The organism is Winogradskyella luteola (assembly GCF_019203985.1).
GTDB classification, from domain to species: Bacteria; Bacteroidota; Bacteroidia; order Flavobacteriales; family Flavobacteriaceae; genus Winogradskyella; species Winogradskyella luteola.
The window spans coordinates 122,906-138,562 of record NZ_JAGSPD010000007.1 but is presented as its reverse complement, the minus strand read 5'-3'; the positions used below and the strand labels follow the sequence as shown (position 1 = coordinate 138,562).

13 protein-coding genes and 1 pseudogene are annotated in these 15,657 nt (G+C 35.4%); 7 read left to right on the top strand and 7 right to left on the bottom strand.

The window, feature by feature from the left end:
- Position 1: 1 nt before the first annotated feature.
- Positions 2-1,216: a site-specific integrase gene (locus KCG49_RS10190; protein WP_218546308.1), complete on the bottom strand. Its 1,215-nt coding sequence runs from the start codon at positions 1,214-1,216 to the stop codon at positions 2-4.
- 497 nt (positions 1,217-1,713) lie between these two features.
- Here KCG49_RS10190 and KCG49_RS10185 point away from each other — a divergent pair.
- The 7 genes and pseudogenes from KCG49_RS10185 (at position 1,714) to KCG49_RS16585 (ending at position 4,690) form a co-directional block, all read left to right on the top strand.
- Positions 1,714-2,331: pseudogene (locus KCG49_RS10185) on the top strand (polysaccharide lyase family 7 protein).
- Complete coding sequence (locus tag KCG49_RS16460; protein ID WP_256259952.1) at positions 2,309-2,632, top strand: polysaccharide lyase family 7 protein; 324 nt, start codon at positions 2,309-2,311, stop codon at positions 2,630-2,632. Before KCG49_RS10185 ends, KCG49_RS16460 begins: the two are co-directional and overlap by 23 nt.
- 166 nt (positions 2,633-2,798) lie before the next feature.
- Positions 2,799-3,500, top strand: coding sequence for a FadR/GntR family transcriptional regulator (locus KCG49_RS10180; protein WP_218546307.1), 702 nt, complete (start codon positions 2,799-2,801; stop codon positions 3,498-3,500).
- A gap of 26 nt (positions 3,501-3,526) precedes the next feature.
- Complete coding sequence (locus KCG49_RS16600) at positions 3,527-3,760, top strand: hypothetical protein (protein ID WP_439901103.1); 234 nt, start codon at positions 3,527-3,529, stop codon at positions 3,758-3,760.
- Between the two features lie 15 nt (positions 3,761-3,775).
- Positions 3,776-4,012 (top strand): MFS transporter, encoded by a 237-nt coding sequence (locus tag KCG49_RS16595; RefSeq protein WP_439901104.1) that lies wholly within the window; start codon positions 3,776-3,778, stop codon positions 4,010-4,012.
- A 170-nt stretch (positions 4,013-4,182) separates the two neighbouring features.
- Positions 4,183-4,449, top strand: coding sequence for a hypothetical protein (locus tag KCG49_RS16590; protein ID WP_439901102.1), 267 nt, complete (start codon positions 4,183-4,185; stop codon positions 4,447-4,449).
- Between the two features lie 43 nt (positions 4,450-4,492).
- The gene (locus KCG49_RS16585) at positions 4,493-4,690 is read left to right on the top strand and encodes a hypothetical protein (RefSeq protein ID WP_439901101.1); all 198 of its coding nucleotides are present in this window, start codon (positions 4,493-4,495) and stop codon (positions 4,688-4,690) included.
- A gap of 32 nt (positions 4,691-4,722) precedes the next feature.
- Here the strand turns inward: KCG49_RS16585 and KCG49_RS16545 are convergent, their stop codons facing one another.
- The 6 genes from KCG49_RS16545 to KCG49_RS10145 form a co-directional block, all read right to left on the bottom strand.
- Positions 4,723-4,959 (bottom strand): DUF4174 domain-containing protein, encoded by a 237-nt coding sequence (locus tag KCG49_RS16545; RefSeq protein ID WP_369680359.1) that lies wholly within the window; start codon positions 4,957-4,959, stop codon positions 4,723-4,725.
- A gap of 343 nt (positions 4,960-5,302) precedes the next feature.
- Positions 5,303-8,179, bottom strand: a complete 2,877-nt coding sequence (locus tag KCG49_RS10165; protein WP_218546306.1) for an alpha-amylase family glycosyl hydrolase — start codon at positions 8,177-8,179, stop codon at positions 5,303-5,305.
- 70 nt (positions 8,180-8,249) lie between these two features.
- Positions 8,250-9,701 carry a SusE domain-containing protein gene (locus KCG49_RS10160; protein WP_218546304.1) on the bottom strand — a complete coding sequence of 484 codons (1,452 nt, stop codon included), beginning with the start codon at positions 9,699-9,701 and terminating at the stop codon, positions 8,250-8,252.
- A 10-nt stretch (positions 9,702-9,711) separates the two neighbouring features.
- Entirely contained in the window at positions 9,712-10,863 is a 1,152-nt protein-coding gene (locus tag KCG49_RS10155) for a SusE domain-containing protein (protein ID WP_218546302.1), read from the bottom strand.
- A gap of 18 nt (positions 10,864-10,881) precedes the next feature.
- Positions 10,882-12,516: a RagB/SusD family nutrient uptake outer membrane protein gene (locus tag KCG49_RS10150; RefSeq protein ID WP_256259950.1), complete on the bottom strand. Its 1,635-nt coding sequence runs from the start codon at positions 12,514-12,516 to the stop codon at positions 10,882-10,884.
- A 5-nt stretch (positions 12,517-12,521) separates the two neighbouring features.
- Positions 12,522-15,452: a SusC/RagA family TonB-linked outer membrane protein gene (locus tag KCG49_RS10145; RefSeq protein WP_218546300.1), complete on the bottom strand. Its 2,931-nt coding sequence runs from the start codon at positions 15,450-15,452 to the stop codon at positions 12,522-12,524.
- Between the last annotated feature and the right edge of the window lie 205 nt (positions 15,453-15,657).

Below are 15,657 nucleotides of genomic sequence, written 5' to 3'. Positions count from 1 at the left end.
CTTAAAAGTTGATTACACTTTCCAAAGCATCATCAGCTTCTGTATGAATGAAGTTAGCTTGATAATTAATTGTAGTTTTTAAATCACTATGACGATACAGCTTTTGAAGCATCAATGGGTGGATGGTGTCTCTAGCAATATTTCCGAATGAGTGGCGAGCAATGTGCATTGTTACTTTCTTATTTATTCCAGCTTTCAGAGCAATAGACTTTAAGTTCTTGTTGAATTTTTTATTAGCAGTTTTAATTTTATTGTATAAGTCTTTAGCATCGTCAAGATTAGCTTTTTTTAATTCTGGAAATATAAAGTCATCATCATAATTCTTATTGCAAACATATTCCTCTAAAATTATATAGATTTTTAATGGTATTTTGAGAGAAAGCAATTTGGAATTTTTACCCATTCTGTAATGTAATCTACCATCATAAATTTGAGACCATCTTGTTTTTAGAACATCTGAAACCCTCATTCCAGCAAAGTAAAAACTAAAAAGCCATACATTCAATGAATGACGTTCTACATCAGATAGGTTATCTAAGCTCTCGATGACTTTTAACTCTTTCTCTGAGAGTCCAACTTTGACAGTTTCTGGAAATTTTATTTTGAATTTTCCTGGCCCAAAACAATAAAGCTCTTTACTTACAACCTTATCCTTAATCGCTCTATTGAATAACAGACGAATAAAAACCATGACATTCATTGCGGTAGTTTCGGTAAGAGAACAGTTGCCTTTTAAATATATTTTAAATTTTTTGAGAAACCGTTCATCGATTTCTTGAAAAGTTAGATGTCTTACTTTACAATATTTTTCTATATAACTAACCCAAGCTGAGTCAGTAGAAAGACGATTCATTTTCCCCTCAACTTCTAGAGCTTCAAGGTGTTCATCAACAAAATCAAAAAATGTTAGGTTTGATGTGGGTTTGTAAATCTCTTTTTTAATTTGATTTGCAGAAGCATCTTTATTGTTGGTTTGTAGAGCAATAAGACCTTTCCGAGCTTCAGATAATTTTAACGTTATGAGGTTATTTAAACTTTCAGAATTTGGGTGGGATTTTTTGATTTCATTATTTTTTGAATCCCAATCCTCTAAATCTATATAATGACCAATAAGTTTATAAGTAGAGCGTCGATTTTTAGTTATTCGAATTGCAAGTGGATAAAGCCCTTTGGTGTTGGGCTTTTTACGTAGAACTATTTTTGCACTTGCTGACATCGTTGACCTATTTTGCGAAAGTCAAATCAGGATATCATTTGATTAAGTACTTATGTAAAGATACAAATTATTATCTGCGTTTGGGTACAACATAGGTACAACAAATATTGATATCATATGATATTATATGACTTTAAAGAAAATTGACAAACACTTAAATCATTAAAAATGAGAGTATTTGTGTTTCTTTGGTGCAATATACGCTAGACTTAGGATCTAGTGCCGCGAGGTGTGCGAGTTCGAGTCTCGCCGCCTGTACTAAATTAAGCTTCAGTATATAACTGAGGCTTTTTTTATGGATATATGCTTTGCTTGTCTGCTTGAACAAAAAACAAAAACCTTTCTTTTAGACTTATGGTCTTTAATTTCAATTAGTCACTTTTCGTTGTTTTTGTAATCGGTAAAACAGTTAAGGCTTCTCATTCTTATCAATATTAAATTCGGTCAGATGTTTGCACTTTAGCAAAATATTTATATATCTGGTAAACCAATTTATAATGAAAGCCAAACAGCTCATTTTAGTATTATGTACATCACTTGTGTTTTGTTGTTCTAAAAGTGATGATACAGATCGTGCTGAACCCAATGATCCATCTACAATAGATGATGGTGTAGGTAATGGTATTGACGAAGAAGAATTTGCTGATGTTGATTTTTCCAATTGGAAAGTCACTTTACCTATTGATGAAGACAATAATGGCAAACCAGATGAATATAAACCCCATGAGCTTACCAATTACGGGTATCAAACTTTGGAGGCTGTTCAGCTTTACATGTATGACGATACGGAAGATTCATCACTTGTGCTCTATACATTTCCTGATGTTTCAACAACAAATAGTTCTTATTCCAGAACAGAACTAAGAGAATTAATAAATCCGAATAATTCTAAGGAAAATTGAACTTTACTTGAAGGAGGTGAAATGCGTGGTAGGCTAAAATTAGTCGATGTTTCAGAAAACAATTCTTCCTCAGATGATTACCATAAAGTAATAGTAATGCAGATACATGGCATTATCCCCCAAGCAGACATCAATACCTATGGCTTTAGTGGAAATAACGGCCCACCATTAATTAAGATATATTGGAAAGATGGTTACGTATGGTCCCCATAAAAAATCATTGGTAGATGAATCCACTTCGGGTTTTGATTTATTTGATGTGTACAACAATACCTGGGCAGATATCAAGGTTAATTTATGTTATGTTGGTTATGAAACTTTTGATTTTATGATTTCAGCGTCAGATGCTAGAATTGAAGTTCAGTTAAATGAAGATGAATCATATGTCTATGAAGATATTAGTCTAGATAAATGGCCTTTCGAGAATTATTTTAAAGCAGGTAATTATTTCCAGACAAGAGATGAAGGAGCATACGCAAAAGAGAAGTTTTATGAATTAGAGGTTAGTCATTAAAGAGCTAAAAAATGTTATCCATGGGAAATTGTACCATATTTTACCTTGAAGTATTGAGTTCTTTTTTAACATAATAGAACTTCAATAATTATTACTTGTTGTAAATTAAATTACATAAATTTAAGAGCATTAATCTGGTTAACCAATCAATAATTTACAGGGAAATATGAACTTAGAAACATTACAGAAAATGGATGGTCTTGGTCTTCAAAAGACTATTATCTCTCAAATAAGAGACCTTATTAATTATAAGAATCTTGAGCCAGGTGACAAGCTGCCTTCAGAAAGGATGTTGTCAGAAAAGTTTGAAGTAACGAGGAGCAGTGTTAGAGAGGCTATTCAAAAGTTAGAATTTTACGGTTTGTTGAAATCTATACCTCAAAGCGGAACATTTGTCGCAAACATAGGAGTTATAGCAATGAACGGGATGATTGAGGATATATTAAGACTTGAGGATCCTGATTTTAAATCATTAGTTGAAACAAGAATATTACTAGAGCTTAAAACAGTAAGATTAGCAGCTCTTAGAAGAACTGAAAAAGATTTGCAAAAAATGAAAGAGGCCTTGGATGCCTACACTAAAAAAGTAAATGAAGGCAAAGATGCCGTTCAAGAAGATTTATTATTTCATTTAGCTATTGCTAAAGCTAGTGGAAATAGCACCATGAATACATTTATGTTAATTATAACACCTGGAATCATAACCAACTTTGAAAAATATCATATATGTGATAAAGATTTGGCAACAAAAGGTATAGATGAGCATCAAGCAATCTTTGATGTCATAAGGCAAAAAAATCCGCAACTGGCCAAAAAGAAAATGAAAGATCATTTTAGTGTGCTGTATCAATATTGCTATCAGTCCTAAAATTTATAAAATTATATCAAAAATAGATGAATATTAAAGGTTTAAGATGGTGGGTTATTGGCTTAATAGCTTTGGTCACGGTAATCAACTACATAGATCGCCAGGCACTTCCTGTATTGTGGCCTGATATGGCCGAGGAGCTTTATCCTGAAAGAACAGCCGACGAACGAAAAGAGATATACGCGTTAATTTCAATATTTTTTATCCTTTCCTACGCTTTTGGGCAGGCTATCTTCGGAAAAATCTTTGATAAATTGTGAACAAGAGTTGGCTTTATACTCTCTATAGGGTTTTGGTCAATAGCGACAGCTTTACATGCTTTTGCAAGAGGAGTGGTAAGTCTTACTATTTTCCGTTCACTCCTTGGTGTTTCTGAGGCAGGAAATTGGCCAGGTGCTGCAAAGGGCAATGCAGAATGGTTTCCAACAAAAGAACGTGCACTCGCGCAGGTGATTTTTAATTCTGGTGCAGCCATAGGTGGTATCATTGCATTTCCTACACTTGGATTTTGATTGGCACTATATTTTTATTTTGGTGGGATTGGTGGGCTTATTGTAGCTTATACCATGGTGGATATTGGTAAAATCATCGCCATCTAAACATCCATGGATTACAAAAGAAGAACGCAAATATATATTAACTGGTCAGAAAAATCAGGATTTAGACGAAGATGGGGATTTTGATGAAGGTTATAATCCAGATACTGGTAAAATGCTATCTCATAAAGAAAGTTGGGGGTATTATTGCAGCAGCAGCTATAGATCCAATACGGTGGCTCTTTATTTTCTGGATACCTGAAGTTTACGGTATGGATGTAAAATCTATTGGTTTCTATGCTTGGGTACCTTATGTTGGGGCAATGGTTGGCGCATGGTTTGGAGGGTTGTTGGCGCAAAATTGTATAAAAGCAGGATGGTCAGTAAACAAAATCCGTAAGTTGGTAGCATAATTACACTCGGATTTGTAATTATGCCACCAACTTTTTATTTGCTATGTCTAATCCTGGCGGGCAAGAAATTGCTGTAATATTAATGGCAGTCATACTATTTGGTTTTCAAATTGCAATCGGAAATGTTCAAACCTTACCAAGTGATTTTTTTGGTGGAAAGTCCGTAGGTACCTTATCAGGATTCGCGGGAATGGCAGCTAAGTTAGGGGCTTTTGGGTTAAACAAGTATATAATCACCTAATAGGATTAAGTCTAAACTTAATGGTCAAAAAATCATAATGCTGTAATCATAAAACACAACAAAGTGTGCATAATACTTAATTTCCTTAGATATAAAAGATTTTTATTTATGGCTGTTTTTATCTCCCTATTGCGCAAAGGCATACTATCAATTTTTGAAAATAAATTTTCAGCAGTCAAGATATTATTTTGACTAAGTTTCATTCCACCATCTAATCCAATTAAAACAACTTTAAACTCGTGGTCATTTGGATTGTGTTTTTGATGTATTTTAGAACCATCAATCCAGCCATTTCCATTTTGCGTTCACGATCTTGTACTTTTTTGGATGTAATTGATAGATGATAAGCTTTTGCTCTTTTATTTCTTTAGGTTTATCAAGTAATTCTAACAGGAACATTAATAAATCAGATTTTTTATTTTCTGAAATAACAAGTATTACACGATTTTTCCAAAGGTGTTTTTCTATTTGCTACGCATTGACAGATATGAATAATGATACAAACAAAGTAAACACAAAATATTTCATTGAGAATAGGATTGATATTTAAAAGCAATAAAAAAAAGAGCTTCTCGTCGAGAAGCCCTTTTTTGCTCAAATAACACTTAATAATTAGAGCTTGACTAACTTGGTTGTCATGGTTTGTTTATTGCCATTTTCTACTCTTACTATATACATTCCAGTATTAAGATTAGAAATATCAAACGTATCTGTTCTTGTAAAATCGCCATTAAAAGATTTTACCATTTTTCCTGTTAAGTCATAGATTTCAATATCTGAGACATTTGTATTAACACTAAATGCTGACCTAGATGGGTTTGGGTATATAGTAAAAGCAAATAATTCTTTATCATCTATACTCAAAACATCTGAAGGCTGATTTCCTAAGATTCTAAACTGACCAGCAGGTATGGTTATTGAAAGCGATATATCACTCACTGTTGTATTTCCTGTCGGATCCATAAGGTCGTACCAAGTAGAAGTAACACCGTTAGGAAAATCTGTATTTATGCTTCTAGTGTTAACATCAAAATTTGCATAAATAATCACATTTCTCAACTGTGAAGTCGGAATTGAGGTATCAAAAATATCTATCCTTTGTGTAAGGTTTCCATTACTGGTAGTGATACTGTAATCACCTTCAAAAACAGGTTCTTCAACTTTTAATGTATGTAGCTTGGACCAATCTTCGTAAATCTGGCTTCTTAATGCATCCGAAAGCCAATTGTTTGCCCATTGGGGTTGTGGTTTTGTTGCCAGTTTACAACCATCATCACCTATTTGAACAGTAACACCATCAGAACAAGTCCAGATTGAATCATCCATTCCTAAATCGGCGAAATGCCAAATCATTTTAGGTCCAGGTATCATTGTCGATACGGCACCTATTGCAGACATTCTTGAGAGTGCAGTATTTAAGTCTCTTACATTGTGCGATGGATTTGAATTATTTCCAAAGGTAACGGCTTCGTACATTACACGCTCTTCATCATGGCTTTCAGGATAGCCAACTAAACGCGGTTCTGTAAATCCACGACTTTGATGTCCCATACGATTAATACTTGCACCAAAGCCTTGGGCTAAGTCTGTATATTCACTGGTCATTTTACCCCACATCATGATACCTTTAGGAACAGATTCATTAAGACGATAATTTGCCCATTGTTGCTCTTCACCATCTTGTCCTAAATGTTCAAAAATTACATAATGTGTATCATCCAATGCCCAAGAATAATCGGCATAAGACCTAAGGACATCTATACGATCTTGCTGATATGTATCTGTACAGTTTGCTGCTGAACCAGGGCCACAATTTTGGGTGAACCCCTTGGTTAAATCCCAACGAAATCCATCAATTTTATATTCTTCTATCCATTGACGTACCACTCTCTTGGTATAATCTTGAGTTAAAGTGCTCTGATGATTAAAATCATTGAAAACATTATAGTTATGTTGAGGTACAGTATTGAAATAAGGGCTTTCTGAACTTGGTCCGCCCCAACCATCTCCATCGGCATCGTCCATCCACATGCGTACCAAAGGATTACGACCAGTGGCATGATTAAGTGCGATATCCAATATTACTGCAATACCATTTTGATGACACAAATCCACAAATTCCTTAAATTTATCTGGTGTACCATAATACTTATCTAAAGCCATATGGAATCCAGTATTGTAGCCCCAACTCTCATTGCCATCATATTCCATAATTGGCATCAATTGAATAGCATTGATGTTCAGATTTTTAAAATAATCCATGCGATTTATTAAATCTTGATAGTTTCTGTTGGCATCAAAATCTCTTATTAAAACTTCATAAATAATGAGGTCTTCTTTATTTGGTTTGTTAAAATTTGTGACCTGCCAATTGTAAGGTGTTTGACCTGTTTGCAATACTGTTACCTCACGTTCCTGACCACTTGGATATGCAGGAAGGTTTGGAAAAGAAGATGCAGGAACGCCCGAATCATCAAAAGGAGACAAAACCAAAGTAGAAAACGGATCTGCAGTTTTAACTAATGTTGGAGAATTTGCAATTGGTGTTTCATCTAAAACCCAATATTGATAAGTTTCAATTTGCCCAGATGTTAAACCTGTTAGTTCCAACCAGAATTTTGTAGAGCCTGGGTCTTTTTTCATTGCGTAAGCTGATGTAGGCTGCCAATTGTTGAAACTTCCGGCTACATAAATAAAATCTTTCAGTGGCGCATCTAAAACAAGGGTTACACTCGTTGGGTCACCAGAATTATAATTAATGCCATCACTAAGTCCTGAAGGTATTGCTGCTTCATTACTGCCAGGATTTACAACTGCTGAGAATGATTTGGTAATAGTATTGCCATTTTGTGTGACATCCAGACTAAAAAATTGATTTGATGTAATGTTATTAACATCATAGCTATAATTAGATATACTATTCTGAGTATCAATAACTAGACCATTCGACGAAAGTACATAATTGGCATCGCCATTTGTGTTCGTTGCAGAGATGGAAAGGTTTGAGCCTGAAGTCACAATTTGGGCTTCATTTTCAGTTGGTGAATTTAAGGTGACTTGAAATGAACCAACTTCGACTAAAATATCCTGACTCTTTTTATCGCCAGTGCCATCTTTTGCTTTAATCAAAAAACCTATACGGCCTACACCCGTTCTCTGGTAAAACGTTGTTGGGACAAAACTAATAGAGTAATTGTCTGTACCACTGTTGTAAGTAAGTACATTGTCCTCACTAGAATTGGTCCAAGCACCATTTGTTGGACAATCTTGTTCGTTGGTGTCATTTATATCAAAAGACCATGACCAAAGATATAATTGATTATTTGTAACTCCCCATAAACCCTCATTTATACTTGTTCCGTCAAAAGTTATGGTAATGTTATCAGTATCTTCAAAAGAAGAAGGAAATATGCTATAGGTCACAGTTTGTTGTTGACCGTAAATAAGGCCAGCAATAAATAAACAGCTAATTAATAAAGTTTTCTTCATAGTTATTTTTTTAAAAATTAATAAAAAGGGCTGTCGATTAAAACAGCCCTTTTAAAAAAAATGATATTAATTAATTAGGAATAATAACATAGCTACCATCTAAGTCATTGAACCAAATATCATAGAAACCGGTCGGTGCATTAAAAGGGAAATTATCACCACTTCCAGCTAAGTTGGCTTGTCCGTAGAGTTCATCAGAGCCAGTATATCTCCAAACGTTATTCCATTGATCGTCAGCTCTTATAAGCATTTCACCACCATTGGTTAATTCTACATTGTTCAAGTACCATAAATGTGGGTTATTAGAATCTTGAATTAAATTGGTATCGTTTGTATCATCCCAACCATTTGGTGTAGCAGTACCTATAATAGCAATAGATCCGTATATTGGATCACTCGTTGCATCATAAGACGTAACTGTGAAACTACCTCCTTCCCCTACTGTTGTAAAATTATAGGTATAATAACCAGCTGTTGCCACATTGAATGTTCCAGGGTCAGATCCTCCTCCAGGGTTTACTGCTAAAGTAGAACCATCATTAGTTCCCCACTGAGGTTGCCATTGGCCAGGCGTTTCTAGTAACTTAAATGCCCCTACATTAAAATACCCTGTATAAACGTAATTATTTGCAGCATCTTGATTTCTAAAAACAACAGTATTATTATTGTTGTTATTCCACCCAGGAGTAGTGGCATCTCCAACTAAGTATAAATTTGGAAAAGCTGCTGAATAAGGTGTAATTGAAACTGTAACAGATTCAGAAGTGCGAGTGTCTGTCGCTCCTGAAGTATTAACGCTAGTTGAAACAATTTTGATATCTATATCGTTAGCATTGTCTGCCTGTGCACCTAAGCTTAGTACTACAGCATTTAAATCACCATGAGTAGCAGAAAAACTACTTTCATCAGTTACACTTCCTAATGGTACTGGGTTTGCGAAGTCCGTTCCGGAAATTGCTAATTGTACCTCATGCGTTGTAGAAGTTGTATTAGTATCTTCCCAATCTATAGTTATTGCTGTATCATCTACGGTAGATGAAGACAATAGAAAACTATCATTTGCAGAAGGATTTGTTATTTCCGCACCGTCAACAGGATATGCAGTTACAGAAAACTCTATAACGTTACTTAAAGTACCACCAGCACTAACTCTAACAAAAAGTGGTACATTTTCTAATGAACTGGTAGTTAAAGAATTTAGAATAGCATTTAATTCTGATGTAGATAAAGCAAATGAATTAGTTGAAGAAGTCCCCACAGTAGAAGGGTTATTAAAATCCTCTACAATATCCATCTGAATATCATATGAACTACTTCCTGTAACTTCATCGGTCCATGTAACGGTCAATGCAGGATTATCTGGTAAGCCAAAATTTAAAACAACATTTGACGATGTTGGTGAATCTAGCATAAGTGCTGGATCAGGCTCCGTAATATTAACGGAATCATCTTCTTCACAAGCAGTAAAAGCAACTGCAATGATGAAGAAAAGTCCTAAAAATTTATAGATGTTATTTTTCATAATTATTTTTTTAGAGATTTAATGGAATCATGATGTAGTCACCGGTAAGGTCGCTAAACCAAACTTCGTAATCATCACCTACTATAACAGGAATGTTATTTGACCCCTCGGTTGCCAGACCAGAAAATTCTGTTGTACCTCCCCAAGTTGAACCTGTATTAGTTTCAAATTGAAGATCGCCTGGTAATAGCGAAACACTACTAATATACCATAGATGTGAGTCAAAAGTAGACTGCTGCATGCTTACGCTGGTAGAAAGTGCAGAACCCTGAAGCGTCATGCTCGTAAAGTCGCTCGCACCACTTGCATCATAAGGATTCATAGTATAAGTCATAGCATCAAAATCTATTGTAAAAGTGTAGAAACCATCAGAGGGAACTCCGAATCTACCTGGATCACTATCCTGAGTAGTAGGGTTACCTGCAATAGTACCTGAAGTTTCAATAGTATCTGATCCTTGTTCTGGTATCACTCCCCATTGAGGTTGCCACATTCCACGGCTTTCTAATACTTTAAACCGCCCATTATCGAAGCCACCACTACCTTTTGAAAAGTAAGCTGTAAAAGTATAGAAATCACTATCAACTGGATCTCTAAACAAAGGGGGATTAATGCTATTGTTATTCCAGTCGTCATCGTTCCAAATTCCATTACCATCAATATCAAGTCCATTACCAACTAGATAAAAGTCGTTAAATGTGTAGTTAAAGAAAGGAGTAACATTAAAACTAATAATGTTTGAGACTACAGGTAGCTCATTTTGGGTACCTAATGATCCAACAACACGAACATATGCTGTACCTGATACTAATGGGTCAAGTCCTATATTGTCAGCCGTTGAGTTTAAGGCACTCATAGACATAGTTGCAGAGCTTGTACCAGCTGTACTTGTGCCTTCAACAGGGCTTGTAAAAGCTTGGTCAGATGAAAACTCAACCGAGTAATTTTCTACTACAGCTTCAGAAAAGTCTGCATTATCCCAATTAAAGGTTACTGCGGGATTATTTGGGTTTGAACCATCGATTACTATATCAGAAATTGATAGTTCTTCAAGCACTATGGGAGTACTGTTGGAAGCTACGAAATCAGAATCTTCTTTTTCGCAACCTGCCATAAAGAACACCAACAATAATGCTAATGGTAATACTTTTATTAATTTCATTTTGTTCATAATTTAATTTTAGTTATAACCAGGATTTTGTTCTAAGTTGGTGTTGATACCTAAATCCGTTGCTGGTAATGGCATAATATCTCTGAATGCTTCAGTTGTTGTACCTTGTTGTACATTGCCTTTCCATTGCCAAACACCGTTACTTGAGAACTGATTAAATCTTATAAGATCGGTTCTTCTATGCGCTTCCCAGTATAATTCTCTTGAGCGCTCGTCTATAATAAAATCTAAAGTAAGATCACCCGCAGAAATATTACCACTAGTATTTTCATACGCACGCTCTCTCAACTCATTAATGTAGTCTACTGCAGTACTTGTAGAACCGCCACCACCACGTAGAACAGCCTCAGCATACATTAAATAAGCATCTGCTAATCTAAACATTGGAAAATCAATATCTGTATGATCTCCAGAAACATCAGAACCTGGGTTACCGTTCACATCTACATTTCTATATTTAGCAACTGCAAACCCGTCTGTAAATGTACTAACATCTGCAATGTCTTTGTTTTGCCCATCTGTATAAAGCAATTCTCTGCCGTCAAGTGAGTTTTCTTCCCCTGGGAATTTTTCTACAAAGGTTGGTGTAGTTCTAATACCAAACCAACCACCATTGATACCAAAATCAACTGGATCCATTGTCCCACCGACTGGTGCATGGGTTAAAAATGTCATACCACCAAATACTTGTGTTCTTTGTCCATCAAAAGGAATAGTGAAAATGACTTCATCTTGAGCTCCATTAGAGTTATTATCTGCTAAAAACAAATTAGGATATGGAATATTAGGAATCGTGTAACCTGCACCTATAATATTACTAGTGTAAGTAACAACATCCGCATATCGTGAAGTTCCAGTGTAGACTTCAGCATTAAGGTAAAGCTTGGATAATAGCATCCATAAAGCAGCTCTATCGGCTCTACCATATTCATTAGCACGTGGAGCAACCATGTCGTTTTCAATATCCAATAATTCAGCTTCTATATAATCAAATAAATCAGCTCTTTGAATTTGAGGAGGAAGAAATGCACCAATAGGGTCATCTTCGGTTACAAAAGGGGGATTGGCAAATAAATCCATAGCATGCCAATACGTTAATGCTCTCATAAATCGCGTTTCTGCTTTATAAGTTTCAATTTCAGCTCGTAATTCTGAAGATACACCTCTACTATCTAACTTAGCATCTGTAGTTTGGCGTAAAAATTCGTTACAAAGGGCGACTTGATACATTAAACGGCTGTACATAGTTCTAATAAATTCATTACCAGAAGTCCATACTTGGCTGTGTAAATCTTGAATTGTACCATCATTCCAAGCAATAAGAGCTTCGTCAGTAGTCAATTCTTGCATTTTCCAGTACAGTCTTAAGTAATTGGAAAATCCTTCATCTAACCCTTGAAGATCGGGATCTCCTGCAGGGCCTTCTTGCCCACTTAAAGAAATTCCAGCATAAATTTTCGCTAAAAATTGCTTATATGCAGCAGGGTCTTCAAAAGCAGCTTCTGCAGTAAGACGCGCGTCTTCTGGCTCAAGGTCTAAACGGTCCTCGCAAGATTGTACCATAAATACAAGTGCGAATACCATTAAGATACTTTTAATTGTTCTTAACATCATAGCTTTGTTGTTTATATAATTAATTTTCATTTTTTTTAAAATGTAAAGTTTAACCCTAATACAATATCTCTGGTTCTTGGATAGAAATTATTTTCTATACCATTACCAATTTCAGGGTCAAGGCCGTCATACTCTGTGATGACAAATACATTTGTTGCTGTTAAAGATGCTCTTAAGGTCATCTTTTCAAATGGTAAAGTATAACCTAAAGAGATGTTATCTAATCTTACAAAATCAGCACGCTCTATATAATAGTCTGAAAACAGATTTTGATTCTGAAATCCTGTATCTAAGAAACTAGAATGAGCATTGGCCTGATAACCTGCTTGGTTTACTACCGCGGTAATGTTACCATTTGCAGAAGCACTGTTGTTATATACATAGTTACCAAAACTTCCTCTAAAAGTGAAGTTTAAATCGAAACTCTTGTATCTAAAATTATTGGTAAAACCAATAAAGGCATCGGGTGTCGCTTTCTTATAAGGTTGTCTATCTGCTTCAGTAATTTGGTTGTCACCATTGACATCTACATAAGACCCTTCAATTGGGTTTCCATTATCATCATAAACCTGTCTAAAGACAAAGAATGTTGTCGGATCAAACCCTTCTCTTAAAATTTGGATATTGTTACCAACACCACCAGAAATTCCACCTGTTAAAACAAAATAGTTTGGATCATTATTTAAGCTTAAACTCGTAATCTCTTGTTCTTGAAACGAGACATTAACATTGGCATCCCATCCAAAATCTTCTTTCTGGAATATAACACCATTTAACGATAATTCCAAACCTCTACTGGTAACCTCTCCAACATTGGTTATAAGAAGATCCTCTAAGTTTGATCCTGCAGCCGTAGGAATTCTAGATAATAAATCTTTTGTTTCTCTGTAGTAAGCATCAATAGTACCATTTAAACGATTATTGAAAAATCCGAAATCTAAAGCGACATTATACTGATCTGTTTCCTCCCATTTAATGTTTTCATCAAATCCTTCTGGACGAAGTGTTTGTAAGAATATAGGTTGAGATAAATCTATTTGTCCATTGGATAGTTGATAACCAAACTGTATGTTAGCTGCATCATTACGAGATGGGGTATAAATACCTAAAAAGCCATAATTTTCACCTATTTCTTGCTGTCCTGTAACACCCCAGCCTGCTCTAAGTTTTAAGTTAGAGAAAAAAGAGTCTTCCATGAACGCTTCATTGGATATTTTCCATCCCACAGAAACCCCAGGGAAATTACCCCAACGATTATTTTCATTGAACCTAGAAGAACCGTCACGTCTGTAACTGGCAGATATTAAATATTTATCCGCAATATCAAAACTTGCTCTGGCAAAATAAGACTCAAGGGCATTTCTATTAATATCTGTTTGACTAATACTTGCATTAGATGTTCTATCAAAAAAACCTTCAATATAAAATTCTTGAAAAGAATGTCCAGCAGTAATATCAATATTTGTATTGATAGATTCAATATCAGTTTTATAATTTAAATAGAAATCCAATAATGTATTTCTATTAAGACCAGAAGACACTTCACTTAAAGGTACTCCATTTGCGATGTTAGGTCTTGCTGCCTCAAATCTGTGACCATCATTCTCTGCGTAATCGATACCAGCATTTAAGTTAAAGCGCAGGTCTTTTAAGAACCAAAATCTGTAATCTACATTGAAGTTTGTAATGGCACGTTTAACGGTTTGTCTGTCGTTATCGTTGGCAGGATCTAAAAACCAAAGTGGATTGATTGGCGCATTAGGGTTTAGTGGATATTGTGTGTAGTCACCATTCTCATCAAACACAGGTAATGTTGGATCAAACCTAACGGCTGAACCTATGGCACCATCATTAGCGAAATCAGATTCACTAGATGTAAGATTAGACGTTAATGTTAATTTTAAATCGTTGTCTAAAAATCTGTGTACAAAAGCCATGTTAATACCCGATCTCTCAAACAGACCATCTAATGGCCCTTCTTGTGAAGAGTGGTTAAGGTTAACCCTAAAATTAAAATTTTCGTAACCTTTAGATACAGTTATATTATGTATCATACCTACACCTGTAGAATAGATTTCGTCTTGCCAATCTGTGCTGGCATTACCTAAAGAAGACGTATCAAAACGAGGATCAGACGCTAAAGCTCTGTATTGGCTCGCCGATAATACATCTACAGTATTTGCTACATTGCGTACAGAAGCTTGTAAGCCATATTCAACTTTAAAAGGTGAATTTGCCCGTCCTTTTTTGGTGGTAATTAAAATAACACCATTAGAGGCTCTAGAACCATAAATAGCTGTTGCTGATGCATCTTTTAAGACGACAAAGTCCTCAATGTCTGCTGGGTTAACGGCGTTCAAGGCATTTGTAATACCTTGCGCTCCACCACGTTGATCAATAGGTAGACCGTCGACTACGATTAAAGGGTCATTTGTTCCTCCAAAATCGCCTCCTAGTGATGCTCCACCACGTATTCTAATTTCACCGCCTTCACCTGCAGCACCCCCACCAGTTGTAACACGTACACCTGCGGCTTTACCCGCTATAAGTTGTTGTGGGGCAACTATGGCACCACGGTTAAATTCTTCATCTCCAACTTTTTCAACTGCACCCGTGGCGTCTTGTTTAGTTGTAGAACCATAACCGATGAGTACAACTTCATCGAGCTGTGCTGCATCTTCTTGGAGAACTACATCTAATGTGGATTGTCCATTGTAGACAATTTCTTGTGACGTATAGCCTAGATAAGATACTACGATAGTTTCACCTTGGTTAACCTCTAGTGAGAACTTACCATCAAAATCGGTAGCGGTTCCACGAGAAGTTCCTTTAACAATAATGTTTACGCCTGGTAAAGGCATTGCGTCTGCTTTATCTGTGACTGTACCAGAAACTGTTGTTTGTGCCAACAGTGTTGCGGGTACCATAATTAAACAGAATAGTAAAGCATTTAAGAATGTTTTCATACAATATTTTTAAGTTAATTGCTTAGTTAATTGATTTATATTTTCACTTCTTGGTGTTAAATCTATGTAAATTTAGCGTGATTTGTGTGTTAAAAAACATGACAGATGTCACGAAAACGTTTTCGTGTTAAAAACTTTTTAAGTTTTGTTTAACATATGGATAAAAACATCAAAAAATGCCACATTTTCAATTTGATATAGCTTT

Coding starts and splice junctions, on each gene's coding strand:
- KCG49_RS10190 (WP_218546308.1), bottom strand. CDS start 1,216: ATGTCAGCAAGTGCAAAAATAGTTCTACGTAAAAAGCCCAACACCAAA.
- KCG49_RS16460 (WP_256259952.1), top strand. CDS start 2,309: ATGGTTACGTATGGTCCCCATAAAAAATCATTGGTAGATGAATCCACT.
- KCG49_RS10180 (WP_218546307.1), top strand. CDS start 2,799: ATGAACTTAGAAACATTACAGAAAATGGATGGTCTTGGTCTTCAAAAG.
- KCG49_RS16600 (WP_439901103.1), top strand. CDS start 3,527: ATGAATATTAAAGGTTTAAGATGGTGGGTTATTGGCTTAATAGCTTTG.
- KCG49_RS16590 (WP_439901102.1), top strand. CDS start 4,183: ATGAAGGTTATAATCCAGATACTGGTAAAATGCTATCTCATAAAGAAA.
- KCG49_RS16585 (WP_439901101.1), top strand. CDS start 4,493: ATGTCTAATCCTGGCGGGCAAGAAATTGCTGTAATATTAATGGCAGTC.
- KCG49_RS10165 (WP_218546306.1), bottom strand. CDS start 8,179: ATGAAGAAAACTTTATTAATTAGCTGTTTATTTATTGCTGGCCTTATT.
- KCG49_RS10160 (WP_218546304.1), bottom strand. CDS start 9,701: ATGAAAAATAACATCTATAAATTTTTAGGACTTTTCTTCATCATTGCA.
- KCG49_RS10155 (WP_218546302.1), bottom strand. CDS start 10,863: ATGAAATTAATAAAAGTATTACCATTAGCATTATTGTTGGTGTTCTTT.
- KCG49_RS10150 (WP_256259950.1), bottom strand. CDS start 12,516: ATGAAAATTAATTATATAAACAACAAAGCTATGATGTTAAGAACAATT.
- KCG49_RS10145 (WP_218546300.1), bottom strand. CDS start 15,452: ATGAAAACATTCTTAAATGCTTTACTATTCTGTTTAATTATGGTACCC.